The sequence below is a fragment of the Spirochaetota bacterium genome, assembly GCA_040756435.1.
Lineage (GTDB): Bacteria > Spirochaetota > UBA4802 > UBA4802 > UB4802 > UBA4802.
The window spans coordinates 1-24,744 of record JBFLZD010000048.1; the positions used below are offsets into that span (position 1 = coordinate 1).

25 protein-coding genes and 1 tRNA gene are annotated in these 24,744 nt (G+C 38.7%); 12 read left to right on the top strand and 14 right to left on the bottom strand.

The features are described 5' to 3' along the window. Positions 1-113: 113 nt before the first annotated feature. The 5 genes from AB1444_12515 to AB1444_12535 all read right to left on the bottom strand — a co-directional run bounded on the left by AB1444_12515 (position 114) and on the right by AB1444_12535 (position 4,604). Positions 114-1,184, bottom strand: coding sequence for a pyridoxal-phosphate dependent enzyme (locus tag AB1444_12515; protein MEW6527470.1), 1,071 nt, complete (start codon positions 1,182-1,184; stop codon positions 114-116). A gap of 3 nt (positions 1,185-1,187) precedes the next feature. Continuing rightward, positions 1,188-2,537: an APC family permease gene (locus AB1444_12520; protein MEW6527471.1), complete on the bottom strand. Its 1,350-nt coding sequence runs from the start codon at positions 2,535-2,537 to the stop codon at positions 1,188-1,190. Between the two features lie 9 nt (positions 2,538-2,546). Next, positions 2,547-3,860: a GMC family oxidoreductase gene (locus tag AB1444_12525; protein MEW6527472.1), complete on the bottom strand. Its 1,314-nt coding sequence runs from the start codon at positions 3,858-3,860 to the stop codon at positions 2,547-2,549. 62 nt (positions 3,861-3,922) lie between these two features. After that, on the bottom strand, positions 3,923-4,315 hold the full coding sequence (locus tag AB1444_12530) for a nucleotidyltransferase substrate binding protein (protein ID MEW6527473.1): 393 nt from the start codon (positions 4,313-4,315) through the stop codon (positions 3,923-3,925). Further along, positions 4,302-4,604, bottom strand: coding sequence for a nucleotidyltransferase domain-containing protein (locus AB1444_12535; protein MEW6527474.1), 303 nt, complete (start codon positions 4,602-4,604; stop codon positions 4,302-4,304). The genes AB1444_12530 and AB1444_12535 overlap by 14 nt, the downstream gene beginning before the upstream one ends. A gap of 534 nt (positions 4,605-5,138) precedes the next feature. Here AB1444_12535 and AB1444_12540 point away from each other — a divergent pair. The 5 genes from AB1444_12540 to AB1444_12560 all read left to right on the top strand — a co-directional run bounded on the left by AB1444_12540 (position 5,139) and on the right by AB1444_12560 (position 8,777). Further along, positions 5,139-5,342 carry a hypothetical protein gene (locus tag AB1444_12540; protein ID MEW6527475.1) on the top strand — a complete coding sequence of 68 codons (204 nt, stop codon included), beginning with the start codon at positions 5,139-5,141 and terminating at the stop codon, positions 5,340-5,342. 823 nt (positions 5,343-6,165) lie between these two features. Then, positions 6,166-6,987, top strand: coding sequence for a 4Fe-4S binding protein (locus tag AB1444_12545; GenBank protein MEW6527476.1), 822 nt, complete (start codon positions 6,166-6,168; stop codon positions 6,985-6,987). Positions 6,988-7,131: 144 nt separating this feature from the next. Then, complete coding sequence (locus tag AB1444_12550) at positions 7,132-7,398, top strand: hypothetical protein (GenBank protein MEW6527477.1); 267 nt, start codon at positions 7,132-7,134, stop codon at positions 7,396-7,398. A 4-nt stretch (positions 7,399-7,402) separates the two neighbouring features. Beyond that, entirely contained in the window at positions 7,403-8,224 is an 822-nt protein-coding gene (locus AB1444_12555) for a 4Fe-4S binding protein (GenBank protein ID MEW6527478.1), read from the top strand. Between the two features lie 166 nt (positions 8,225-8,390). After that, positions 8,391-8,777, top strand: a complete 387-nt coding sequence (locus tag AB1444_12560; GenBank protein MEW6527479.1) for an STAS domain-containing protein — start codon at positions 8,391-8,393, stop codon at positions 8,775-8,777. A 4-nt stretch (positions 8,778-8,781) separates the two neighbouring features. Here AB1444_12560 and AB1444_12565 read toward each other — a convergent pair whose 3' ends face one another. From AB1444_12565 to AB1444_12590, 6 genes are all read right to left on the bottom strand, one after another. Then, a complete protein-coding gene (locus tag AB1444_12565) occupies positions 8,782-9,738 on the bottom strand; it encodes an RNA 3'-terminal phosphate cyclase (GenBank protein MEW6527480.1) in 957 nt (318 codons plus the stop codon). Then, positions 9,739-11,007 carry a serine--tRNA ligase gene (gene serS, locus AB1444_12570; protein ID MEW6527481.1) on the bottom strand — a complete coding sequence of 423 codons (1,269 nt, stop codon included), beginning with the start codon at positions 11,005-11,007 and terminating at the stop codon, positions 9,739-9,741. It lies immediately after the preceding gene. A 260-nt stretch (positions 11,008-11,267) separates the two neighbouring features. Further along, positions 11,268-12,554: an InlB B-repeat-containing protein gene (locus AB1444_12575; GenBank protein MEW6527482.1), complete on the bottom strand. Its 1,287-nt coding sequence runs from the start codon at positions 12,552-12,554 to the stop codon at positions 11,268-11,270. Between the two features lie 445 nt (positions 12,555-12,999). Beyond that, positions 13,000-13,605 (bottom strand): FliG C-terminal domain-containing protein, encoded by a 606-nt coding sequence (locus AB1444_12580; protein ID MEW6527483.1) that lies wholly within the window; start codon positions 13,603-13,605, stop codon positions 13,000-13,002. Positions 13,606-13,609: 4 nt separating this feature from the next. Further along, positions 13,610-14,080: a hypothetical protein gene (locus AB1444_12585; GenBank protein MEW6527484.1), complete on the bottom strand. Its 471-nt coding sequence runs from the start codon at positions 14,078-14,080 to the stop codon at positions 13,610-13,612. Positions 14,081-14,527: 447 nt separating this feature from the next. Next, positions 14,528-14,600 (bottom strand) — tRNA-Phe (locus AB1444_12590). Positions 14,601-14,638: 38 nt separating this feature from the next. On the opposite strand from AB1444_12590, the gene AB1444_12595 reads away from it, so the two are divergent. Then, positions 14,639-15,559, top strand: a complete 921-nt coding sequence (locus AB1444_12595) for a tetratricopeptide repeat protein (GenBank protein ID MEW6527485.1) — start codon at positions 14,639-14,641, stop codon at positions 15,557-15,559. Position 15,560: 1 nt separating this feature from the next. Here the strand turns inward: AB1444_12595 and purU are convergent, their stop codons facing one another. Together purU and AB1444_12605 are read right to left on the bottom strand one after the other, a co-directional pair. Next, complete coding sequence (gene purU / locus AB1444_12600) at positions 15,561-16,421, bottom strand: formyltetrahydrofolate deformylase (protein MEW6527486.1); 861 nt, start codon at positions 16,419-16,421, stop codon at positions 15,561-15,563. 87 nt (positions 16,422-16,508) lie between these two features. Further along, on the bottom strand, positions 16,509-16,715 hold the full coding sequence (locus AB1444_12605) for a hypothetical protein (protein MEW6527487.1): 207 nt from the start codon (positions 16,713-16,715) through the stop codon (positions 16,509-16,511). A 675-nt stretch (positions 16,716-17,390) separates the two neighbouring features. Between AB1444_12605 and larA the strand changes: the two genes are divergently transcribed. The 5 genes from larA to AB1444_12630 all read left to right on the top strand — a co-directional run bounded on the left by larA (position 17,391) and on the right by AB1444_12630 (position 22,438). Further along, the gene (gene larA / locus AB1444_12610) at positions 17,391-18,719 is read left to right on the top strand and encodes a nickel-dependent lactate racemase (GenBank protein ID MEW6527488.1); all 1,329 of its coding nucleotides are present in this window, start codon (positions 17,391-17,393) and stop codon (positions 18,717-18,719) included. 165 nt (positions 18,720-18,884) lie between these two features. Then, positions 18,885-20,027 carry a hypothetical protein gene (locus AB1444_12615; GenBank protein MEW6527489.1) on the top strand — a complete coding sequence of 381 codons (1,143 nt, stop codon included), beginning with the start codon at positions 18,885-18,887 and terminating at the stop codon, positions 20,025-20,027. Next, on the top strand, positions 20,024-20,881 hold the full coding sequence (locus AB1444_12620) for a prolyl oligopeptidase family serine peptidase (protein ID MEW6527490.1): 858 nt from the start codon (positions 20,024-20,026) through the stop codon (positions 20,879-20,881). The genes AB1444_12615 and AB1444_12620 overlap by 4 nt, the downstream gene beginning before the upstream one ends. Further along, positions 20,881-21,216, top strand: coding sequence for a YlbF family regulator (locus AB1444_12625; GenBank protein ID MEW6527491.1), 336 nt, complete (start codon positions 20,881-20,883; stop codon positions 21,214-21,216). The genes AB1444_12620 and AB1444_12625 overlap by 1 nt, the downstream gene beginning before the upstream one ends. 40 nt (positions 21,217-21,256) lie before the next feature. Then, positions 21,257-22,438: an ATP-binding protein gene (locus tag AB1444_12630; protein ID MEW6527492.1), complete on the top strand. Its 1,182-nt coding sequence runs from the start codon at positions 21,257-21,259 to the stop codon at positions 22,436-22,438. Positions 22,439-22,479: 41 nt separating this feature from the next. On the opposite strand, the gene AB1444_12635 is transcribed toward AB1444_12630, so the two are convergent. Beyond that, complete coding sequence (locus tag AB1444_12635) at positions 22,480-23,889, bottom strand: aminopeptidase (GenBank protein ID MEW6527493.1); 1,410 nt, start codon at positions 23,887-23,889, stop codon at positions 22,480-22,482. 276 nt (positions 23,890-24,165) lie between these two features. Here AB1444_12635 and AB1444_12640 point away from each other — a divergent pair, with 276 nt between their 5' ends. Then, entirely contained in the window at positions 24,166-24,519 is a 354-nt protein-coding gene (locus AB1444_12640; protein ID MEW6527494.1) for a single-stranded DNA-binding protein, read from the top strand. Positions 24,520-24,744: the final 225 nt, after the last annotated feature.

Below are 24,744 nucleotides of genomic sequence, written 5' to 3' on the forward strand. Positions count from 1 at the left end.
AGCACCTTTTCAACATTATTCTTATTCTTAAAAAATTGATTTAAGCACTCAATTATCGTATCACCACGTTCCATGATAAAAAAAGTAGCGCATTTACAGTATCATGTCAATACTTATTGTAATCCACAAGAATTCTCAAACACCCAATGCAAGCTTTGTGGTAAATTGCGGTAATTAGCCTTTTTAACTTCTTCTGATAAATCTACTGAATTATACGTATGCCAGTACAGTATGGTTTTGTTAGCATATTCTTTTTTTTGAATCATATCACAAACGGCTGCAAAGGTTTTGCCGGTATAGGTTGGTTCAAGTTGTATATGTTCATTAGTTTTCATTGTTTCGATAGCATCTAAGCAAGCGCCGGTTGGATAGCCATAGCCTTCACCACACCAATCATGCAATATAACAGGTGTTGTGAAATTAATGTGTGGCAACGGTGTGACGTTATTCATTAATGAATATGTTTTTTTAATCAATGACAGTACACTTTTTTCATTGGCTATTGGCACAGGCCCAAGCGACCTGTCAGTTACCCTGACTCCCACCACGGTACTTTTTAAGCCGGCCAGCCTTGCACCCAACCATAAACCCGCCATGGTACCAGCCGAACCCAATGCACATACAATATAATCAGGCTCAGGCACTTCACCATTTTCTATCTGACTTTTTAATTCAAAAGCAGCATTGACAAATCCCACTGTCCCCAATGGTGAAGAACCGCCAGCGTATAAAAAGTATGCATCATGTACTAACCGTTCCTTAGTGTAAAACATAAAGCCTGTTTTTAGCATGGTTTTGTAATAGTGTACTTCTGCACCATAGCGTACAAATAAAAGCAGATTCCTTTTTACATATTCTGTTACAGGTTGCCAGAATAAAAGCAACCGGCATCCAATCCCTAAGTGCTTACAAAAAACAGCAGTAGCCAGCCCATGATTTGTGCCTATGCCTCCCATTGTCACAACTTTCTTTTTTCCAGTAACTATCGCCTCCGCTAATGTGAATTCCAATTTTCGTACCTTATTTCCGCCATACAGCCCGGATGAAACATCATCGCGCTTAATCCATAAACTATCGTGCCCTAATGATGAAAGTTTTTGAACCGGTGTGGGGAAATTCCCCAATTCCACCCAAGGTAGTTTTTGTAAGGCAGGAAACACTTCGTATAATGGCAACCCATTCACAGCTTACCCCCAATCTTCTTTTTGTGTAATTGCCTCAAGATGAATGCCCTGTGCCGCTAAATAGCGCTTTCGCAAGTAATAGTAACTGATGCCGCTTAAAACAAATACAATAAACAATCCAATCTTAAACATGGTTTTAAGGTCAATAAGTATCACAAGGCAAAAGAAAAGTATCAGCACAAAACCAACAATAACACATATATACAGCCATGCACCTTTAAGCTTAAATGCTGCCTTCTGGTATTTTTCAGGATATAAGCGCGGGAACCGTAGTGCAGCTATAAGAATTGGCAGGAATATGATTATGCCACCCAGCGCCGAATATGAAGCAAATGTTTCCATGGAAAGATCAGACACTATTCCCACAATAGACAACATCCAGATTACGGTAAGCAATATATGCGGTGTTCCAAATGTTGCATGTATTTTGCCAAGCCATGATGGCAACAATTGATCCTGTATAATTATTAAAAGCGACTTTGTTCCAACAATGAACAATGCATTGAGTGTTGTGGTAAGTGCCAGCACTGCCCCGCCTAAAATAAAAAACATGACACCGGCATTGTTTAAAAACGACCTGCTTAAAAAGATCAAGGGTTCTGCTTCCTGTGCTGTTTTTTGCCAGGGCATACTGCCAGCTGTAGCTATAGCCACACAAAAATAGACTACTGTGACAACAGGAAATGTAATGAAGTATGCTCTGGGTATTGTGGTGCCTGGATTTTGTATTTCACCACCTAATTCAATAATGCCATTAGATCCTAAATACGTAAAGGTCAACAATGCTACGCCTACCAGAAGATTCCCTACCCCTTTTTCAAAAAAATTGGCAAGATTTGTAGCATCAAACCGCGCAATACCACTAAACGAAAAAAACAGCAATGCACTGAGCAACACTATCACCATGATGGCCTGCACCGTTGCTGCTGGCTTAATGCCAATAAGGTTTACAATATAGAACAATGTCACAAGAACTATCGCACACATTTTAAGCGATAATTCCGGATAAAAGGTGCTGATGTAACGAGCACATGAAATGCTGTACAAAGGAATCTGCCCAAAGAATGTTGCCAGCACATATATCCATATACCGACAAACGCAATGCCCGGTGAAACCATACGGCTTGGATACTTATAGTTGCCACCCACCGATGGAATTGCTGAACCTAACATTGCAAGTGGTAGCATGCTTAAAAATACCGGAACAACAGCCAAAAGGTATGCAAGCGGCAAAGCAGGCCCCACCATTTTCAGCACTATGCCTGTAAATACAAAAACGCCACCCCCAATGGTAAACCCTACTGCAATAAAGGTTACCGCCGGAAGCCCAAGTACCCGTTTTAGTCCGTTCATATCGCACCTCTATCGTCTTTTTATAAGGTGCTTTGCAAGGCGTTTGCCCAATCCAATGATAGTAAGCACCGTGGGACGGTCCAGTGATTCAGGAAAACTGCTTGCGTCACAAACATACAAACCATCAATCTTTGTCTGAAGATTAGTATCAAGCATATCACCAATGCGAACAGTTCCGCTTGGGTGAGTGCCAATCAATGGACGCATGAAGATTGATGAAGCAGGAGCACCTGCTTTTTTAAGTATTGCTTCACACACCGCACGTGCTTTTGCCAGGCGCTCTTTGTCTTTTTGTGTTAGCGGTTTGGAGATAGTTCCGTCAGGATATACTCCACCGGCTATATCATCTTTCAGTTTAATCATTACCCCCAGAATATGGTTCCACTGAAACCACTGTAACAGCGGTTTTACACCAACACGCACTGCCGCCAGCGGATACAGTAGCCACGGGTCAATAAGCGTTGAGAGCATGTAGCCATCTGCATCATTTTCCCATGACCATGTCATTGGCGGCTCTTTTCCAATGCCCTTATCATTGATTGTGCCATACACCATGACAGTGACATCCATGGTCATGCCTTTACCTGCATCCTTAAATCCAGAAGCCTGCAACAAGCGTGGGCTTCCAATACCTCCTGCTGCAACTACTACATATGGAGCATGGGCAATAAAATTTTTTCCACCTATAGTGCCTTCAACTCCGTGTACAGATCTTCCATCATGGAGTATCTTCTTTACCTTTACATGAGTATATAATGATGCCCCAGCCTGCAACGCTTCATCCACCCATTCTGCAGCATTCCATTTTGCGCCACACCTGCATCCTAACATGCAGGCGGCTGTACAATGGAAATTTTTACTACGCTCAGGATTCATAAACTTTGGCTGTGGAAACCACTCATAACCCAGTTGATTGGCAGCCTGTGCAATGCGAGTTGAAGCTATTCCACGAAGCTGTGGTGGGAGTGGTTGTATATTCAGTTCCTGAATTGTTTCATTTACTTCCTTATCAATATCAATATGATAGCGTTTTTTTAGCCATGCAGGCGGTGGTGCTGCACAACCACAGTACATACTGGTTGCACCGCCAACCATAATTGGGCTTATGATATTAAGTCCCTCTTTTGTAAAAAGCAGGCTCATCTTATCAGAGTATAGCATTGCACCAGGATATGTCCCGTAGTAAATGCGACCGCGGTGATCAGCTCCTTTATCCAGTATAACAACTTTTTTCCCAGCGTGCGATAGTTCACGAGCAACTGTGGCCCCCCCAGGGCCTGAGCCAATAACTATAACATCTGCAGTAAGTTTTAGTAATGACATGGTAAACCTCCCGTTTATGTTTTAGGTATTCTATTCTTGTTATAGCAAATAAAAATACTATACTACCTAATACTACTTTTAACCATTTGGACTACTCGTTCAAGCATATTTGCATAAATGTTTTTAATCCGTTCAAAAATCTCCTTTGCCGTGTCTTCATGATAAATATGTGAACTTGCATTTCTATCCTCAAGCATATCTAATAGTATCTCATCATCCTCTATAAGTTTATTTCTAAATGCTTCTTTTATGCATGTTCTTGGATTATTACATTCAACACCATAATAGGTTAATATAATTTTCAAAGTTTTCCATAATAATTCTACAGTAAATTCAAAACGCTGAATGGTACCATCTCTTTCCAAATCGGTGGTCGTCTGATTTACACCTTCACGTAATGATGTAACAGCTTTCTCAAGCTTTTCTATAGCAATATAAATATCACTTTTTTTCATATAGAATAACTCCTGTATCTTTAATAATTCTTTTAAAACTATTATCAACCTTATCAATTAAAACGATATCAACTGAATACAATCCGCTAACCTTATCAATTTCTTCTTTAAGCAAGCGATAATCACGCACTGATAATTCTTGCACACCTTCTAATGCAATGTCAATATCAGAACCATTATGTGCCGTTTCCTTTGCTCTTGAACCAAATAATATTATTCTTGCAGGATTAGTCTTTTCTATAAGTAGTTGGATAATCTTATTTATTTTTTCTTTAATGTTCTCTTCCATAATTGAATTACTCTAATTTGCTATTATAAATAATATTTAGTACATTCATATCTGGAATCATTTTTTGAATATTATTTCCAAAACTTTAGAGTAAATAAAAATCTTCTTTTGTCAAATCAAATATATTTGTACAGGCTTATATAGGCTCTGACCCCTTACAATAATATCACCCCTTCGGGGTTTATAGTGAATAACAGGGTGTCATCCTGAACCATGTCCTGAATTTATTTCAGGATTGTTTCAGTGCAGTCATCCTGAACTTGATTCAGGATCCAATCACAATGCTCTGACCCCTTACAATAATATCACCCCTTCGGGGTTTGAATGATGTTGTGATGGAAATAATATGCTCTGACCCCACTAAGGATCTTACATATCATCCTATCCATTAAGGATCTGCCACAAATCCCACTATCTCTCAAATAACTCAGCATACTCTGCGTGATGCATTACTTTGTCTCGCGCAGGGATCGCAGAGAAGAGGAGAGTGAGGCTTTGACCCTTACAATAATTTCACCCCTTCGGGGTTTTATAGTGAATAACAGGTGTCATCCTGAACCATGTCCTGAATTTATTTCAGGATTGATTCAGTGCAGTCATCCTGAACTTGATTCAGGATCCAATCACAATGCTCTGACCCTTACAATAATATCACCCCTTCGGGGTTTGAATGATGTTGTGATGAAAATAATATGCTCTGACCCCACTAAGGATCTTACGTATCATCCTATCCATTAAGGATTTGCCTCCTCAAAATACCACTTTCTCTCCAATAACTCAGCGCACTCAGCGTACTCTTCGTGATGCATCAGTTTGTCTCACGCAGAGACCGCAGAGATAGGGAGAGTGAGGCTCTGACCCCTTTACAATAATATCACCCCTTCGGGGTTTTATAGTGAATAACAGGTGTCATCCTGAACCATGTCCTGAATTTATTTCAGGATTGATTCAGTGCAGTCATCCTGAACTTGATTCAGGATCTTATTGATGAGGATAAAGATTCCAGGTCAAGCCCGGTATGACATATAGGCAACAAGTCATCCTGAACTTGATTCAGGATCCAATCACAATGCTCTGACCCTTACAATAATATCACCCCTTCGGGGTTTTGTAGTATGCTCTGACCCCATTAAGGATCTTACATATCATCCTATCCATTAAGGATCTGCCACAAATCCCACTATCTCTCCAATAACTTAGCGCACTCAGCGTACTCTGCGTGATCCATCAGTTTGTCTCACGCAGAGACCGCAGAGATGGGGAGAGCCTATGCTCTGACCCCACTACATACCACTACAGCAGCATAAAGGCATATTTACAGGAGGATGCCGATGTAGGGGTAGCTATAGACCATCATATTACTTTGTACAGTTAGGGGAAACCTTTGCCAGGAGGGTGGCTGTGTTTATGGAGTATGAGGAATATTATAAAAAGAAGTATTCCATGATACTTGGGTGGGTGTGAAAAATAAGGGTCAGAGCCTTATAAGTTATCTAGTAGTTGACTTTTTTAGAGGATACGGTTACATTATGAATAATTTATAGTATAAAAAGGGGGTTAAATGTCAAAACGACCCGGATGGTGGCTGTATGTTCTTGCAAAGATATGGCCAATAACCTGGATAAGTGCTAAAGCCACACAGAGTAAAATTATTGGCCCTTTGGTAGCAAAAACACTGGTACCTTTTTTCAGTAAAAAAAATCTTAATATAACCTATATACCAATAAATATAACTATCGCTCCGCAAAGCACTCCTGTGCCGTTACGCATTGTTGAAGAAATCATTCGGCACTCTGCACATAGAGTAATCATTAAACGCTGCACATGCCGGGATGCAAAAAAGTGCTCAGAGCATCCTATTGACTACGCCTGTTTACTTATGGGGCAGGGCGCAATGGAAATTGATCCGCGTATAGCAAGTCATGTTGAAGTTGATGAGGCGATAGCTCATTTGCATAAGTGTGTTGAAGATGGGCTTATTCCCATGATAGGAAGGGTAAAGATTGACAACCTGATTTGGGGAGTAAAGGATACCGGCAGGCTTTTAACCATGTGCTTTTGCTGCAGATGCTGCTGCACGATACTAAATTCAGGTAAATATTTGCCACAGGAGGCAGCCAGTTCAATTGTGCGGCTTAAAGGCATTACGCTATCTGTACATTTGGATGCATGCACTGGGTGTGGCACCTGCGTCGATGAATGTTTTATGGATGCAATACGCATTGTTGATGGTAAGGCAGTGCATAACGATACAGTATGCAAAGGCTGTGGCAGGTGTGCACAGGTGTGCCCCAACGGTGCAACAACGATAACAATAGATAACATTGATACAGCAATAGAAGAAATCAATGCACGCATTAAGCATTATGTGCAGTACGAGTGAATTTTTAGGCACCTTTAAAAAACGCTTTCATCATTACGGGTACAATAAAAAGAAAACGATTTTATTCTATATATTGTGCCCACAAGGGAACATCCAAAAAAACAGTTTTTAGAAGTTCCCTTATTATTTTTATTGGAGGAACACATGACATCACACAAGTATTTCTGGTATTTTTTAATGATAGGTGCACTTGTTCTCTGGGCTTGCGCTGTTGGACTTGTTTTTTTGTTCCCGGATTCAGACTACAGGGCAGTGTTACTTATTGCACTGTTGATACTACACTGTGGGGAAATTCCATACACATTGAAGCTCCTTAAAGGAAAACTTTCATCGGTAACTATCGCCACCAAAACATTTTTGTTTGGTTTTACGTGGTGGCTGCCGTTTAACAAAGGCATACTAAAAGGATAACCCCATGTTTAAATATGGACCATCAAAATTATTTGTAAAAGTTGCTGTAGCGCTTTCATGGCCAATTATGATCCTTGGTAAGCGCCTCAGTGCATTCCCCATTGTCAAACATATCATAAATCCTTTTTTTAAATACCCCTATAATGAGGTAACAGCAGTTCCTATTAATGTGGCGATAGCTCCTGCTAAAAGTGTCACTCTGCCGGTGCAGGTGTTAAGCGAGGTGGTTGCTCGGGTAAATCATATCTTTATATTAGATGAATGCATCTGCAGAAGCCTTTTGAACTGCTCCAACCATCCGCATACCATTGGGTGCATGGCGTTGGGCGAGGCAAGCCACAAGATTCATCCGTCGCACGGTCACAGGGCAACTGTCACGGAGGCTCTGGAACACATTGAAAAAGCAGCAAAGGCTGGCCTTGTGGCTAGTGTGGCACATGTTTGGATAGACCCCGTTGCATTCTGGTCGGTGCCGTTTAACAAGCTCATGTTTATATGCTTTTGTGATGATTGCTGTTGCCTGTACCGCACGCACATGAAAAAACGTGGTGAAAACCTCAATAAGGCATATAAAAAATTGCCAGGTGTTACAGTTCGTGTTAATTTGGATTTATGTAATGGTTGCGGTATATGTGCTCAGCGCTGCTTTGTTGCTGCTATACAGATGAAAGATGGCATTGCGGTAATAGGTGAAGATTGCAAAGGCTGTGGGCGGTGTGTGCAGGTGTGTCCACAACAGGCAGTTGATATGTATTTTGATGATAAGGATACACTGGTTGCCAATTTAGTTGAAAGAATAAATAAAGTGGCTAATATTGGTTTGTGACAGCAACTGAAGCAGCGAATGCAGGGAACAAATGGAGGAAGAAAGTTTCACACAGAGAACGCAGCAAATGTGAGGAGAGAAAAGCTTTATAACCTTTACATCTCAACTTTCTCATCATGTTCTGCGAAATGTGATTAGGTAAAATTATTTTAGGGGTCAGAGCATTATGAAAGTAGAACAGCGAATAAATTACGGCTATGTAATTTATGATGTAACAGGAGATATCACCTACGATAATTTTACGGAAATTGAAGATGCAATAAAGGACACTCTACCGGATAATTTTATAAATGTAGTGCTGAACATTGAGCGGGTACCCTATATTAACAGCTCTGCACTGGGATGGCTGGTGAAACTCATGAAAGAAGTTAATGCCAGAGGGTATCACTTTTTCCTGATGAATGTAAATCAGGAGATCATGGGCCTTCTTAAACTAACCACCACATTACAGTATTTCAAGATTATCCCCAATGAACAGGTGCTTGTGGAAAAAGAAAAAAAGAAAGAATTAGATAAAATTTTAGGGGAAATAGAAGAAGAAAAACAGGAATAGGGAATTAACCTCTAAACTCTTTACACATTGTATATACTTCACTTTCCACAATTTTTGGATGTAATCTTTCTGCTACAATAACATCATAGCCTGCCGCAAGTAAAAACGGAAGTGCTTCTTCTACAACGGGTAACGGTATGTATTCATAACTTTGAAGGCAGGTGTTTATAACTGTATGTAAAAATTCATGCATCATAGTGTCTTCAAACACAAAAGTTCCATTGTCATCGTACAACGGCATGGTAAATGACAACATGGAAGGTATATCCCCGGTAGAAAAAAATACATCGATGGCATTACCATGGTTAGTGACATTTGCCACCTGCATGATGCCCACAATGTCTTCATTTAATGCCAGAGCCCTGCAAAGTTCTCTTTTTTGATGAAAAGCAAATTCCTGATCAATATTGGCAATATATATTCGTATGCCTGTAATTCGTGTTGCAGAGCTTTGAGTCCCCATTTTACGTTTTACCTGAGGATATATTTTGGCAACTGCGTTGCCAGTTGCTGTATAAAAACCAAATTTTTTTGTGGCCATGTGCGTGTAACATCCAAACTGTGAAAGCACAGGTGCAAGGCCAAAACGGACAAAACCTGTTGAATGGGTGTATTGACAGTGGGTGACACCTATGAACGTTATATCCGACTGCACGCTATTACACGATAGTGCGGGTGCGATAGTTAAATAGATGTCAGTCACAGGGCAAAACGAATGCAGAGCGATAGTAGCTGTGCATGCAGGCAGCTTCTGGGAAGATACAGTGATAATGCCGTTATGATATGTGCAGGAAACGTGTAGATGATGTAACACTGCAACGATTGCCTGCAAGGTGCGGTTGTAGTGGATGTGCTGTTGCAATAAAGGGTCAATTCTTATGGCACATTCTTTTTGCATCACCAGCGCTACTGCGAGTGCCTGTCGCGCAGCTGCAAAGGTTGTTGCGTGTATCTGCAGCATTTATATTGTTTTTTCTAAATATGGTTTTAGTACTTCGGGAATGGTTATGCTGCCATCCCTGGTTTGATAATTTTCCATTACTGCTGCAAGGGTACGTCCTGCGGCTAATCCTGAGCCATTAAGTGTATGCACAAATACTGGCTTTTCACCTTCTTTTTTACGATAGCGTATGCGTGCACGGCGTGCCTGATAGTCAACAAAATTGGAACACGATGATATTTCCACATAGCGGTTTAAGCCTGGCATCCATACTTCAATATCGTAAGTTTTAGATGAAGATGCGGATGTGTCGGCGCTGCACAGTAACACAACGCGATAATGCAAGTTTAAAAGCTGCAACACTTCTTCAGCATCATTAACGAGCTTTTCAAGCTCATCAAATGAAGTCTGGGGCTCAACAAACTTAACAAGCTCTACCTTCTGGAACTGATGGACACGGATAAGACCGCGGGTATCCTTACCAGCTGCACCTGCCTCACGCCTGAAGCAAGCTGATTGCATGGTGACATAGATGGGCAAATCTTTGCCATCAAGTATTTCATCACGGTAAAGGTTGGTAAGGGTTACTTCAGCAGTGGGTATTAAGGATAAGGCATCACGCTCAATACGATAATACTCATCCATGAATTTTGGGTATTGACCGGTGCCAATCATACTATCATCATTCACAATAAAAGGGCCAAATACTTCAGTATAACCATGCTTCTTGGTGTGTAAATCCAGCATAAAGTTTATGATAGCGCGCTCTAACTGTGCTGCCAAACCACGATACACATAAAAGCGTGCCCCTGCAATTTTAACACCCCTCTCAAAATCAAGGATGTTAAGCTCTGTGCCCAGGTCATAGTGGGGCTTTGGGGTAAAGTCAAACTGCGGTTTTTGCCCCCATGTACGGACCACAACATTATCAGTTTCATCATTGCCTAAGGGGACTGATTCGTGCAAAATATTGGGAATGGAAAGCATCAATGTGTTGTATGTTTCTTCTATGCTTGCAATTTCATCTTCGTATTTTTTAATTTCATCGCCAATGCCGCGCACTTTTTCCATTAATTCAATAGGATTTTCCCCTTTTTGTTTTAATGCACCTACCTGCTTTGAAAGTGTATTACGCTGGGTCCTGAGTTCATCAATCTTCGCAATAAGGGATCGTCTTTTGCTATCCAGCTCTTCCAATGTTGCAATATCAACAGCATCTTCCATCTTACGAATTTTCATTGTGTGTTTAACAAGGTCAATATTTTCGCGCACAATCTTTGGATCTATCATGGTAACCTCTTTTTACATGCTATGGAGTTTATTGGGCTTATCTAACAAGTGGTTTCACTATTAATTGTTTTTAACTCATTGGGTAATATTGCCACAACATGTTCAAAATACTATCAAAATAAGTGCATCACGTAGAATACCATTGGCAACATTCAAGTAACAACCGTTTATTAAATATGCCCAGGTATATTGCTTTCAATGGTTAAAAATAAATAGTGGAATTTCCAATATTTTTTGTCAAGAAACAAAGGGTAAACATTTTAAAATTGTCGAATTGCACGCACTCTATAGGTACTGTTTTTATACTGTATGCTTTGTGTTCCACTGTTAAAATTTTGACACCAGGCTTTGCTTGTTGTGGACTCTGTGGAACTCCAATAGTTGTAACTGGTAAAATTTCCTATCATTGATTTATGGTGAAACAGTAACTGCAATTCGTCTTTTGATGGTAAATGCCAGCCATCAGAACATAGTGCACATGCATAAGCAGCGTAGTCACCTTCTCCCAGCGCCTGAATAATAGTACACGTATTTGCATATCCTGTGCCAATGTCAGAAGCAGTTACTCCTGTTTGACGATATTGACCTGCCTGAAGTTGCTGTTCCCATACAATTCCTGATGAACTGATATCGTAGCGCATAGCTTCTAAATAACGCCAACTATCGCTATAATATCCTTTATCATAGAACACACATCCACCACCAGGACCACCATCCCCTATAGTAAACGGTCTGTAGCAAGCATATAAAGTTAAAGATTTCTCAATGGGATATGTATTACCAGGAACGTATACATTGTTGGAACTATCGCCCCAATAATCAAAGCAGTATGATACACCATCTTTATTAATTATTGCTAAATTGCCAGTATTATGTGCGATAGTTACCAGCTCTCCTTGCTCGTAAAATGTTGAATCTACGGGAACAGTTCCGGTAGTAGCGCCGTTTGCATCATAGGTGACGGTTAACGGTTTTGGAGTGAAATGAGCGATAAATTCTATGTTGTTATTTTGTATTGTGATTGATTGGCCTGGAATATAATGGCTTTGACTTCTGGTATCAAACCAACTATCAAATCGATATCCTTGTTTATAAAGATTTCCTGTATTTGCCAGTATAATTGCGTTTTCACCAGCACAGTAATAGTTGCTGTCAATGGGGGGTGTTCCACCATCAGCATCACCTGGTAAATAGATGACAGAATAGGCTTGTGCGGTAAAACATGCGTACAGCATTGTTGATGCAGTGATAACAAATGTTGATCCAGGTTTTAAAATATCAGCTGAACAATTGCTGCAAAAACTCCATCCTATGAATGTTTGATTTTCTATGGCAAGATTGGTGTTGGTTAAAACAGTTACTATATCATTAGGCATGTGGGTAGTGGTGTCAATGGGTGGATTGCCTTCTGCCCCATTTGCATTATAAACCACTATGCATGAAGTAGTGGCAGCATTCAAATCCTGAAAAGGTATACTCATTTCATCTTTGCCAGTATTACTACAGGAAACGATTAAAATAAACAGTAAAATAAAGTATTTTTTCATAGATAGCTCCTGAAAATAAATTTTTGGTAGCTATCTATATATACGCTTTTTCATTAAAAAAATTATTTGATTATAAAAAAAATTTTGAAATTATTTCACTAATTATTCCTAAATGTGGAAATTTGAATAAAATATAAAATAGTGTACACCGGGGCCGTCTCAAAAGAAACTGTAGGGCATGCAATGGCGTGAGCGCAATGTCATTGCGAACGAAGTGAAGCAATCTCAATGCCCCTCAAAAGCAAGATTGCTTCGTCACTTCGTTCCTCGCAATGACAGGAAAACAAAAGTCATTGCAAAGAGGTGTCTTTTGGGACACCCTTGGGTGTACACTATATTCATTATGAAATTTTTATGGAATAATTGCTGAAATTATTTTGGAGTAGCAATGTCAAAGCATGTAATCCATTTATATTTACAGGATAAATTTTCTGCTGTAAAAAAATTATATTACATTGTTAATTAAGGTTACTATTTTCTGACATGTATGGGCAATAGTATCCAGGGGAACTGCACCAGCCCATTCAAGATTTGACTCAATTTCCAATACCTCTTCCTTAGAATAACATGAAAAAATTAATTCTTTTATGTTTTCAGGAGTGATTCGTAGTATGGTGGTTATCTCATCCAACTTTATTTTGCTGAGAATATGACATAGCAGTGAAGGGTTTATTTTAGATATATCTTCAATAATTAAAACACCAGGATAGGATAAAAAGATGCCCTGCGTTTCACGCAGTTCAAGGATGATTTCTCTTCTCCGTATATAATCGGTATGTAAAAGGATCTCAAGTATGACATCATATTTATCTATTGAAAGACGTTCAATAGCAATATCAAATTCCGGGTATAATTTTCTTGTAATTTTTTCTAATATGTCAGTATCAATATTTTGTGTATTAATAATCCTTAAAACTAATTCAAAAGCCATTGATATGGGCACCTGTGATAGTATCATTCCAGCACTATGAACAGGGAGCATAATGAGAAGCAATGCGCCAAATTGTGGATGTTCCTTTTCAAATACTGTCAGGAGTTTTTGATCTAACATTATTTTATCCTTTGCTGCCAATCCATACAATATCGAATTGCTTTTTCATTGGGTTGAAATCATTGGATCCCATTTGAATATCTATTTCATTGATAAAGATCTGCCAGGTAAATTGTTTCAGTTGTTCGTTGTATAGAGTAAAATTATCATATGGATAGTGTTTTTTCTGCACTAATTTCCTAAACGTTGTTTCATAATAATCAATAAATATACCAGTGGCACAAACAATTTGAGAATGTGAAAAAAATCTTTCAAAAAGCCACAATTTACAGTAATAAGGTTCACTAAGTTGCTGTAATTGTGAATGGCAATAGTCATATATATCAAGCAAAGCCTTAAGCATGTACAGCTTTGTTTTGCCCTTTGGCTGGGGCACAATGCTGTTTGTTACTGAAAGTGAATTCCAGGGGTGAATATCTAGTGTAATAAATATTCTATTGTTCTTTTTTATATATGTATATATATCAATATCCAAAATGGCATGTTTAAATCTTTCAATAGTTCGATGGATCCTTTTATGTCCGCGTATTTTCTTTGTATGCATATGGTAAATGGTGTGAAATAATTGAAAATTTGATATTTAAACGCTAATTTTTCATAAAAGCATGAATATTAAAAAAATATAAAAGAAATCCACTCGTGAGTTTAATGCGGTGACCACAAATTTTATTCATAACAGATATTTTAGGAATATAGAAGCAATACCGGCACCTGTCAATTCTATTATTGTGTATAAGTTAAAATATTTTGCACAGCAGGAAATGGTGTTTGGGGTCAGAGCATCCAAGTTAGTAGCCAACTAAGAAGAAAATAATACAACAAAATTATATAGCTTTTGGATGAGCGCATACGATATACATTATGTACAGTTAGTATGATGTTTTCAATAATGGATGTAACAATGTGGAGAGTAATAAAAAATTGGTCAGGGACGGAATCGAACCGCCGACACGGGGATTTTCAGTCCCCTGCTCTACCGACTGAGCTACCTGACCAATTGTTATGCGTGTACACTTAATGAAGGGCTTATAAAATGTCAATACAAAAATTTTTTGCAATATTTTTTTTCACAGTAACTATCGCCTATAACAATTCAGAAATGTATGCTGAAGATGATGCCGCATTCTATTATAGAAAGGCCCTCATTCAGTACACGCATCAGATGTATAATTATGCAATAGAAAGTTTAGAGTTAGCGTTAAGCTCTGACCCCAAACATTTTGAAGCGGCTAATTTACTGGCAAAAATTTATCTGGAATATTATAACGATAGGGTCAGAGCCTTACAGTATTTTATAGAATCTCTGACAATCAATGATAACCAGCCTGATATTCATTTAGAAGCTGGCAAATTGTATTATTTTTTCAGTGAATATTCAAAAGCAATTGACCATTTACAAAGAGCTATCGCCCAAAAAAACGATGTGTATGCTCATTACTTCTTGGTTCTCATATATAATGTGCAGAAAAATTATAAAAGTGCAATGTACCATATTACTTTGTGCAATGAAATGACACTACAGCAAACACAACCTGAACTTGAAAAAGCACACGCTGCACAAAAGGATTATGATACTGCCGAAGCTCACTATAGAAAGGTACTGACAATAAATCCTGTAAGTAAAGCGGCGTATTTGGGGCTTGCCCATTGTTACAGGGTACAAAAAAAAATTGATAGTGCTATCCAGATTCTTGAAGATTGCAAAAAAGTATATCCTACAGATACCGATGTTCTTCTGACACTTGCCCATGTGTACTTTGAGTTTAAACATCCAAAACGGCGTGACTATTTCATCAAGCAGGCAATAAATTTGAGCAAAACGGCCATTGCAATTGACAGCTTGCGCTGTGAAGCATATTCTTTGCTGTTTGAAATATATAAAGAGTTGGGTGAAGTACCTTTGAAGGATGAGAATGCTGTCAAGTATGATGCCTGCCTTGAGAGCAGCAAATAAATTAATCAAACACTATTGTTTTATTTGCGTAAACCAGTACCTTGTGTTCCAAATGTTTTTTAAGTGCTCGTGACAGTACCAGTTTTTCAATATCTTTACCTTTACGGATGATATCTTCAATTGAATCTTTATGCGATACTCGTATAACGTCCTGCTCAATAATAGGTCCCTGATCTAACAATTCGGTAACGTAGTGGCTGGTGGCTCCAATGATTTTAACACCATGCTCATATGCTTGATGGTATGGTTTCGCACCTTTGAATGCTGGCAAAAATGAATGGTGTATATTAATAATTTTGTTGGGATAATGTGAAACAAAATGTGCAGATAGTATCTGCATATAGCGGGCAAGCACAATGCAATCAATATCCAAATCCTTAAGTATGGCCAATTCTTTTTGTTCTTGCTGCAGCTTGTTTTCTTTTGTTTTTGGGAAAACAAAAAAGGGAATGTCAAAATATTTGGCGATAGTACCTAATGATTCATGATTGCTGATTATACAGGCAATATCAGTGGCAATTTCGCCTTCTTTTGCTTTCAGGAGAATATCATACAGGCAATGGTCCATTTTTGAAACAAAGATTGCTGTGCGCTGCTTTCTTGCTGAGAAATGCAATTGCCAGCTCATTTGGTATTCAGCAGCAATTGGCTCAAATGCTTTTATAATCCTGTTTTTTTCTATGCCAAAACCTTCTAAGTCCCATTCAATACGCATAAAAAAAGTTCCTGACGCCTCATCTGCGTGCTGATCAGATCGTACAATATTTCCATTATTGGAATATATAAAATGGGAGATTTTATACACAATCCCCTTTTTGTCAGGACATGAGATAAGTAAAATGGCACTTTCTTTAGAATGCACTGGAAAACCCCATAAAGTGTTTATGGGTGAATAGATGTGTGGTTGATTATTTATTGTCAATAATTATTAAGCTCTGACCCTTATTTTTCACACCCACCCAAGTATCATGGAATACTTCTTTTTATAATATTCCTCATACTCCATAAACACAGCCACCCTTTCGTCAAAGGTTTCCCCTAACTGTACAAAGTAATCATGATGGTCTATTGGCACTCCTACATCAGCATCTTCCTGTAAATATGCTTTTATGCTGCTGTAGTGGTATGTAGTGGGGTCAGAGCATATTATTTTCATCACAATATCATTCAAACCCCGAAGGGGTGAAATTATTGTAAGGGTCAAAGCCTCACTCTCACCATCTCTGCGGTCTCTGCGTGAGACCAACTGATGCATCACGCAGAGTACGCAGAGTTATGGGAGAGATAGTGGGATTTGTGGCAGAATCTTAATGGATAGGATGATACGTAAGATCATTAGTGGGGTCATAGCATATTATTTTCATCACAACATCATTCAAACCCCGAAGGGGTTCTATTATTGTAATGGGGTTAGAACATAGACGCTCTGCGTGAGACAAAGTAATGCATTACGCAGAATACGCTGAGTTATTTGAGAGATAGTGGGATTTGCGGCAGATCCTTAATGGATAGGATGATACGTAAGATCATTAGTGGGGTCATAGCATATTATTTTCATCACAACATCATTCAAACCCCGAAGGGGTGATATTATTGTAAGGGGTCAGAGCATTGTGATTGGATCCTGAATCAAGTTCAGGATGACTGCACTGAATCAATCCTGAAATAAATTCAGGACATGGTTCAGAATGACACCCTGTTATTCACTATAAAACCCCGAAGGGGTGAAATTATTGTAAGGGGTCAGAGCTTTATACTCACCTCTAAATTATATTGACATACGTTATATAACATTGTATAAAAATAAAAAATAAATTAATTGGAGGTTACCATGAAAATTGATTTACCATGGGGTGCTTCACACATATCTTTAGATCTTCCTGATACCTGGGATGTAATTATTCCACAGCAACAGCAGCATGAACTATCGCCCAAAAAACAAAATGAAAAAGACATTGTTGCCAAAGCACTGACCCACCCTATTGATGCAAAACCTATTCAAAAACACGCATTAAAAAATAAAAAAGTTGTAATTATAGTAGATGACAATACCCGCCCCACTCCTGCCTATAAGTTTTTTGATATTGTTCTGGATGCACTTAAAAAGGCGGGATGTACCGCAAAGAATAATGCTATTATTATTCCTGCACTGGGTATTCACACCCCAATGAAAAAAGAAGAAATGGAAGAAAAGATTGGTAAGAAAAATATTAACCAGGTGCAGTGGGAAAACCACGATGCGTTTGATAAAAATAAAAACGCATATTTTGGTAAGACCTCACATGGCGTTGAAGTATATCTTAACCATCATCTGAAAGATGCTGATTTTATTATTCTTATTGGACTTGTGGAGCCACACCTGTGGGCAGGCTTTGGCGGTGGACTTAAAAATATACTGCCTGGCGTTGCATACGCTGAAACCATTGGAAATCATCATGCAATTATTGCCGAACCACCATACCGTTTTAACAGAGTTGCCGTTGACCCAGAACACAACTCATTCAGACTTGACCTGGAAGAAACATTGAATATGATCAAAGCCGAAGTATTTTGTATTAACGTTGTTCTCAATAGTAATAAGGACATCATTGCCTGCTTTGCAGGTCACCCCATTCACTGTCACAGAGAAGCAGTTGCATTCACCAAAACAATATGTGGATTGCCATTACACAAACAGGTTGATGGTATTATAACCAATTCAGCCCCTATGGACATTAACTTTAAACAGAGCATGAAATGCGTAGGGAATACCCTTCCTGCCTTACGGCCAAAAGGCATTGTTATGGGTTTTTTGCGTGCCGAGCGCGGCCTTGATGATATTCCACTACCCGACAAATCAACACCACTGTGGTTAACACGTGCAATTTTGCGAACATTAGGCCCCGCACGGGTACTTGGATTTCTTGAAAAAGTTAAACCTGGCCTTGATGTTGAGCAGAAGTTTTTAACCTACTATTCAATGCAGCTTATACGTGCGCACAATCTCTATTTTTATGTCCCTTCACTATCAGATACCGAGGTTAAGGCCCTGGGATTCTTTGAACGGTTTAATCAGCCGCAGGAAGTGATTGAACGAGGCCTTAAACACTTAGGCAAAAAAGCAACGGTAGCTGTGTTTACGGAAGGTGGATCTACATTCCCATTGTTTTCAGTAAAATAATTATCTAAACCTCAATTGTTTATCGTGCACCAGATGAAAGTGTTCAAACCTGCTATGAAAGGCACGGGGGAGTACTGTATTTTAAATAAAATTATTGACATAAACGATAATCTGCATACATACAGATGCAACTAAAAAAATCACATTTATTTAAAAGGGATATCTATGGCAAAATTAAAAAGTGCTTCTCTCTTATTTGTAATTAGTTGCATCATATCATGTGGTCTGTATAACAATTCATCAGCACGCACACAATCACCGTTTGCTGCAACACCCATTGATACTAAACTTGTTGAAGCCACACGATTTTTAGCAGGTAAACCACTATCCCCTTCTTCTTCGCTTTTCCCACTTACTACTGATAAACGTTACCTTTCCTATGTGGATGAATTAAAGAAAAGCTGGGCACGACTACAGCAGAAAAACTTGGATGCAATTGAAAAATGGCGAAAACAAAATTTGCCTGTACACTATAATAAGACTATCTTTTACCCATTCAGCGGCCCCGACATCTTAAATGCTATTGCTTTTTTCCCTGATGGCGATGAATATATCATGTTTGGACTTGAACCTTGCGGCAATATTCCTGACCCTCACACAGTAAATAAGGAACGTGTATTTTCAGGGCTTTTGGGTTTGCGTGCATCGCTTAATGAAATACTCAATATGAACTTTTTTAAAACCATCGATATGCAGCAGGAAGTGAGCACCAATGAATTTAACAGTATGATAAGCATCATCATGTGGTTTTTGGGGCAGCTTGATTATGAAGTGATCAATGCACGTAAAATTTGGATTGATGATAATAGCCTTATAACAACAACCCCACCTGTTATGAAACAAAACAAATACATACCTGGCGCAGAGATTTTTTTCAAGGACAACACTGGTTATATCAAACGGGTGCGGTATTTCCAGATCAATGTTATTGATAACTCATTATCAACCTATACTAATTTTATACCACACCTTGCATCGTACCCGCGCTACACCACCATCATAAAATCAGCGTCATACCTCATGCATAACGACAACAAATTTACCAAGATTCGTGACCTCACGTTGCAACATAGCGACCTTATTTTACAGGATGATTCCGGTGTGGCGCTTAAGTTTTTCAGCCCCTATCAGTGGAGATTTACATTCTTTGGAGTCTACACCAAACCAGTACCACTGTTTGCACATCGCTATCAGCCAGAATTAAAAGAAAAGTTTGACACCCTGTCTAAGGGGCCACTGCCTTTCTCATATGGATATAACAGTGGTATTGGCAATTCCAATCTGATGCTGGCAGAACGCGTTCAATGAAAAAATTTTTTCTTTTAATAATACTCACCGGTTGCATTTTGTGTTGTTCACACCAGTTGCATGCACAGTGTACGCTTGCACCGGGGCTACATACCATCTTTTTGCCTGATGCAGCCGTAAATCCTGCTAAAACAATTCCCATTGATATTATCATAAGCGATAGTAACTGTAGAAAAAACATCCTGGTTTTGCCAGGATGGAATTTCAACCGCAAACGATGGATACAAGAAACATCACTGCAGCAGGAAGCAGCAAAGCGAGGATACAACCTTATCCTGCCTGAGATGTCGGTGACTATCTACGAATCACACTACTATCCCGAAACTAAGCGCAAATGGGCAAAAACGCCAGGATCGCAATGGATAAAAGAGATTTGTATTCCCCACTTACAGAATCAAGGCATGCTTTTACACAGCCAGTTCAATGCTGTTATGGGACTTTCCACTGGTGGAAGAGGTGCAGTGCTCACTGCCCTGTACAATAAAGGCATATTTAAGGCTGCTGCATCGCTTTCTGGTGATTTTGATCAAACACGTATGAAGTATGATAAGCTGATGACAGCACTGTATGGCCCTTATGAATACTATAAAGAACGCTGGGAAAAGGTCGATAACCCTTTTGCAATGATAGCTGAATGGGACATACCTCTTTATTTAGGTCATGGTACAAAGGACACCATTGTTCCATATGAGCAGACAAAAATTTTTTATGAAGCATTGAAAAAAGCAAAACCAGATATTACTATTACATTTAATGACTGCGCATGCGGCCATGATTTTATCTACTGGAACAGTGAAGTGGTACCCGTGTTAGAGTTTTTTGATTCCATCTATAAAAAAGAAGGAAATAAATAATGAGTGATATTGAAGATATAAAGCAAAAAGCAATAGAACTAGCCGATAGCATCGCAGAGCATCCTGTGGCAACACGCTATTTTTCACTATTACAACAAATGAATGAAGATGAAGAAGCTTTACAGTTACTATCGCGCCTGGTTGAACACGGTAAAAAGTTAAACCAGAAAATGGAAGCAGGTGGAATAGACATTGAAAATGACCCTGCATCTGTCACGCTTCGCGAAGCGTTACGAGATAAGCCACTGGTAAAAGAGTTTGTAACTGCACAGAATGAATACTTAGGGCTTATTAAGGAAATAATGGAGATTTTGCATAGCAGATTAAATCCTTAAAATGTGTTGACATTTTGCATTTGGAATGCAAAATATCCGCATGTGGATTGAAAGAAAACTAGAATCCCTCATTACACAGGCTTTCAATCAGTTCCCTGCGCTGCTTATCACAGGATTACGACAGGTAGGGAAAACATCTCTATTAAAAAAAATGTTTCCGCTTGCTTCATATATAACCCTTGATCTACCTGCAAATCAATTAGCTGCAGCCACAAATCCAATTGATTTTATTACACGCTTTAATCCCCCTCTTATTATTGATGAAATTCAATATGTTCCACAACTTTTCCAGGGTTTAAAAATTGCCATAGATAAAAAAAGACAGAATGGTCAATATATAATCACAGGTTCACAAAATTTTTCGCTAATGCAAGGAGTTAAAGAAAGTTTAGCAGGTAGATGTGCACTATTACAGTTATATCCTCTTTCATATTTTGAGGTAAGTAATCATTGTACTATAGAGCAAAGCAATTTTATTTTTTTAGGCGGATATCCAGAATTATATGCTTCACAAAAAAATTATAACCTATGGTACTCTTCATATGTAGCAACGTATTTAGAGCGTGATGTTCGTAATGTTTTGAATGTAACAGATTTGCGGGAGTTTAACCTTTTTTTGCGTTCATGTGCTTTGCGAATTTCCAATTTACTTTCATATACTGATTTAGCACGGGATATTGGTATTTCGGTAAATACTGCAAAAAAGTGGCTGTCTGTCATAACTACATTAGGTGCAATTTTTTTAGTAGAACCATACTTTGCCAATAGAGGAAAGAGAATAATAAAATCACCAAAAATTTATTTTACGGATACAGGGTTAGCTGCCTTTTTGTGTGGCTTTGAGCAGGCATCACAATTACAAAATTCTTCTATGGCAGGATATTTTTTTGAAAACTATGTTGCAAATGAGATTATAAAACATTATTCGTTTTATGGAAGGCGCACAAACCTCTATTATTGGCGAAATACACAGGGCAAAGAAGTAGATTTTATTATTGAACATGCTTCAGGAAAAATCATAGCTATAGAATGTAAACTTTCTGAGAATCCCACAATAAAAGATTGCAAAAACATTTTTGCGCTTATTGATTACTATGGCAAAGAGAGAGTATCCGCAGCATATATAGTATGTAACACAGCTATGCCGTATACTATTGATAAAAACATCATAGCATTGGATGTAAAAGAATTAATATCCAGACTATTCTCTGACCAGAATTAGCATAATTGCTAACAAATATAAAAAGCAAAATATGAAATTATCTATCGCGCATCCTCAAAAAAAGCCTTATACAATAAATATGTGCAGTAAATATCAACCTTGGATGTTACCTCAAAGGGTGAATGCATGCCCAACATGCAGGGGCCTGCATCAACGCAATCCATGCCGTAACGACTCATAAACATGGCAATAGTTCCACCTCCGCCAATATCTATCTTACCCTGTTCACCTGTTTGCCAGGGTATGCCATGTCTATCTGCCAGTGAACGCAAATAGTGCATATATTCTGCGTGAGCTTCGCTGGTAGAATATTTCCCACCTCGGCCACCGTATTTTTCAATGCTCACCCCATGTCCCAAATACGAAACATTGTTGGGGTCATTAACACTTTTGAATGTGGGGTCAAGTGCCCCTGTAACATCAGCAGAAATTGCAAGGGCATTTTCAAGTAGCTCATCCCACGTTGTGGTAATACCAGTTTTCCGTATATACTCTCGCATAAAGTTGATAAACACAAAGCTTTCTGCACCAGTATCGCCCATTGACCCAATCTCTTCTCGATCAGCTAAATACAGTATAACAGTCTCCTTACAATCAGCTGAGTCAATCAATGCCCTCAGTGCGGTATATGCGCACGCTCTATCATCCTGACCATATGCTGCAATAAGCCCGCGATCAATACCTATATCCACTGGTGCAAAAGCTGGAACTAGCTCAATATCAGCGGCAACAAAATCTTCTTCTATCAGTCCATACGTAGAGTGAAGGTATTTTAGTACATTAAATTTTATCTTTTCTTTAATATCCTTATCATCTACAGGCATATGAGCAAAGACAATATTGAGGTCTTCGCCTTCTATGATGGTTTCCCCGGTTTTTTTCATCTGGTCTTTGGCCAAATGTGGCAACAAATCAGGGATTATAAAACGCGGCTCATCGGGATTTTCGCCTATGTGTATTTCTACTGTCTTTCCTTCTTTGGTGAATGCCACACCATGGATTGCAAGCGGTATATTGACCCACTGATATTTCTTTATGCCCCCATAGTAATGAGATTTCAAAAGTGCTACCTCAGCGTCTTCGTAAAGCGGATAGGGCTTTAAGTCAAGCCGCGGCGAATCCACATGAGCGCCAATTATTCGCACATTCATGGGGTCAGAGCCTACTTTGCAGGCAACTAAACTTTTGCCTTTTATATTTTTATATACTGCATCACCAGGTTTTAAGGCATCTTTTGTGTTACTAGAAGAACAATGAGCTTTTTCAAGCATCTCAATGGCGGTGCGAATACACAGCCGTTCCGTCTTATTTTTGCCAATGAATGATTTATATTCCTCCCCAAAGCTATATATGCTATCAACCTTATCCTTCAATTGTATCCAGGCGCTTTCTTTTTTTATACTTATCTTTTCCTGTAATTCTTGGTTTGGTGACTTTTTTTCCTCAGCCATATATATCCTCCAGAAAATTTTAACATCTAAAATACACCATGTGTAAAGCATACAAAAGGTCAACAGAATTATATCTTTTTATAAATCAAAAAAGTTTGTGCAAACAACATTTATTCCCCATATTCTATGTATCACAGAAGCTTTTTAAAAGAAAAAGTAATAAAAATTTTTTAATTTTTTTAAAAAATTTTTCACACACCCGTTATTTTTTCCAACCTCATGCGTTGTATATAATGAAACGTTTTACCAAAAATTTTACTATAAAGAGGTGATAGTATGTCAAAACCAATTGATCTGGAAGGAAGAGTTACTCATGATCCTATTTTACGAAAAACAAAAACCGGTAAATCTGTATGCATGTTTGCTATAGCAATGGATCATCCCGTAAAAGGAGAAGCCAAGCCCAAGCCTTCATTTATTGATATTGAAACTTGGGAAAAGCTGGCTGACCTTTGTGCTGAAAACATTAAAAAGGGGCGCATGATTCAGGCAACAGGCCGGTTAAAACAGGACAGATGGCAGGATGACACCGGTAAAACCCGTTCAAAGCTTAAGCTTGTATCATCGCAAGTAAAATTTATTGAATCATTAAATAGCAAACAGCCTCAGGAAGCAGAAAGTAATTCTTGATTGTAGTATCATAACTCTTCCAGAATGCATGGGGCCGTCTCAAAACAAACTATGGGACGGCTTTTTTTTATTTTTCAATCATATAATAATTTTACACTGCTATAATAATGTCACCCCTCCGGGGGTTTGGTTATATGCGGTCACCTCGATACACTGCTATGCGTGCATTATTTATTGTCTTTCTGAGCGAAGAATCTCAATAAAACTATGAGATTGCTTCGTCGC

What these genes read in the sequence shown, in the direction of transcription:
- AB1444_12520 (MEW6527471.1), bottom strand. Translation starts at nt 2,537, where the DNA reads ATGAACGGACTAAAACGGGTACTTGGGCTTCCGGCGGTAACCTTTATT.
- AB1444_12525 (MEW6527472.1), bottom strand. Translation starts at nt 3,860, where the DNA reads ATGTCATTACTAAAACTTACTGCAGATGTTATAGTTATTGGCTCAGGC.
- AB1444_12530 (MEW6527473.1), bottom strand. Translation starts at nt 4,315, where the DNA reads ATGAAAAAAAGTGATATTTATATTGCTATAGAAAAGCTTGAGAAAGCT.
- AB1444_12535 (MEW6527474.1), bottom strand. Translation starts at nt 4,604, where the DNA reads ATGGAAGAGAACATTAAAGAAAAAATAAATAAGATTATCCAACTACTT.
- AB1444_12545 (MEW6527476.1), top strand. Translation starts at nt 6,166, where the DNA reads ATGTCAAAACGACCCGGATGGTGGCTGTATGTTCTTGCAAAGATATGG.
- AB1444_12550 (MEW6527477.1), top strand. Translation starts at nt 7,132, where the DNA reads ATGACATCACACAAGTATTTCTGGTATTTTTTAATGATAGGTGCACTT.
- AB1444_12555 (MEW6527478.1), top strand. Translation starts at nt 7,403, where the DNA reads ATGTTTAAATATGGACCATCAAAATTATTTGTAAAAGTTGCTGTAGCG.
- AB1444_12560 (MEW6527479.1), top strand. Translation starts at nt 8,391, where the DNA reads ATGAAAGTAGAACAGCGAATAAATTACGGCTATGTAATTTATGATGTA.
- AB1444_12565 (MEW6527480.1), bottom strand. Translation starts at nt 9,738, where the DNA reads ATGCTGCAGATACACGCAACAACCTTTGCAGCTGCGCGACAGGCACTC.
- serS (MEW6527481.1), bottom strand. Translation starts at nt 11,007, where the DNA reads ATGATAGATCCAAAGATTGTGCGCGAAAATATTGACCTTGTTAAACAC.
- AB1444_12575 (MEW6527482.1), bottom strand. Translation starts at nt 12,554, where the DNA reads ATGAAAAAATACTTTATTTTACTGTTTATTTTAATCGTTTCCTGTAGT.
- AB1444_12580 (MEW6527483.1), bottom strand. Translation starts at nt 13,605, where the DNA reads ATGTTAGATCAAAAACTCCTGACAGTATTTGAAAAGGAACATCCACAA.
- AB1444_12595 (MEW6527485.1), top strand. Translation starts at nt 14,639, where the DNA reads ATGTCAATACAAAAATTTTTTGCAATATTTTTTTTCACAGTAACTATC.
- AB1444_12605 (MEW6527487.1), bottom strand. Translation starts at nt 16,715, where the DNA reads ATGAAAATAATATGCTCTGACCCCACTACATACCACTACAGCAGCATA.
- larA (MEW6527488.1), top strand. Translation starts at nt 17,391, where the DNA reads ATGAAAATTGATTTACCATGGGGTGCTTCACACATATCTTTAGATCTT.
- AB1444_12615 (MEW6527489.1), top strand. Translation starts at nt 18,885, where the DNA reads ATGGCAAAATTAAAAAGTGCTTCTCTCTTATTTGTAATTAGTTGCATC.
- AB1444_12620 (MEW6527490.1), top strand. Translation starts at nt 20,024, where the DNA reads ATGAAAAAATTTTTTCTTTTAATAATACTCACCGGTTGCATTTTGTGT.
- AB1444_12625 (MEW6527491.1), top strand. Translation starts at nt 20,881, where the DNA reads ATGAGTGATATTGAAGATATAAAGCAAAAAGCAATAGAACTAGCCGAT.
- AB1444_12630 (MEW6527492.1), top strand. Translation starts at nt 21,257, where the DNA reads ATGTGGATTGAAAGAAAACTAGAATCCCTCATTACACAGGCTTTCAAT.
- AB1444_12635 (MEW6527493.1), bottom strand. Translation starts at nt 23,889, where the DNA reads ATGGCTGAGGAAAAAAAGTCACCAAACCAAGAATTACAGGAAAAGATA.
- AB1444_12640 (MEW6527494.1), top strand. Translation starts at nt 24,166, where the DNA reads ATGTCAAAACCAATTGATCTGGAAGGAAGAGTTACTCATGATCCTATT.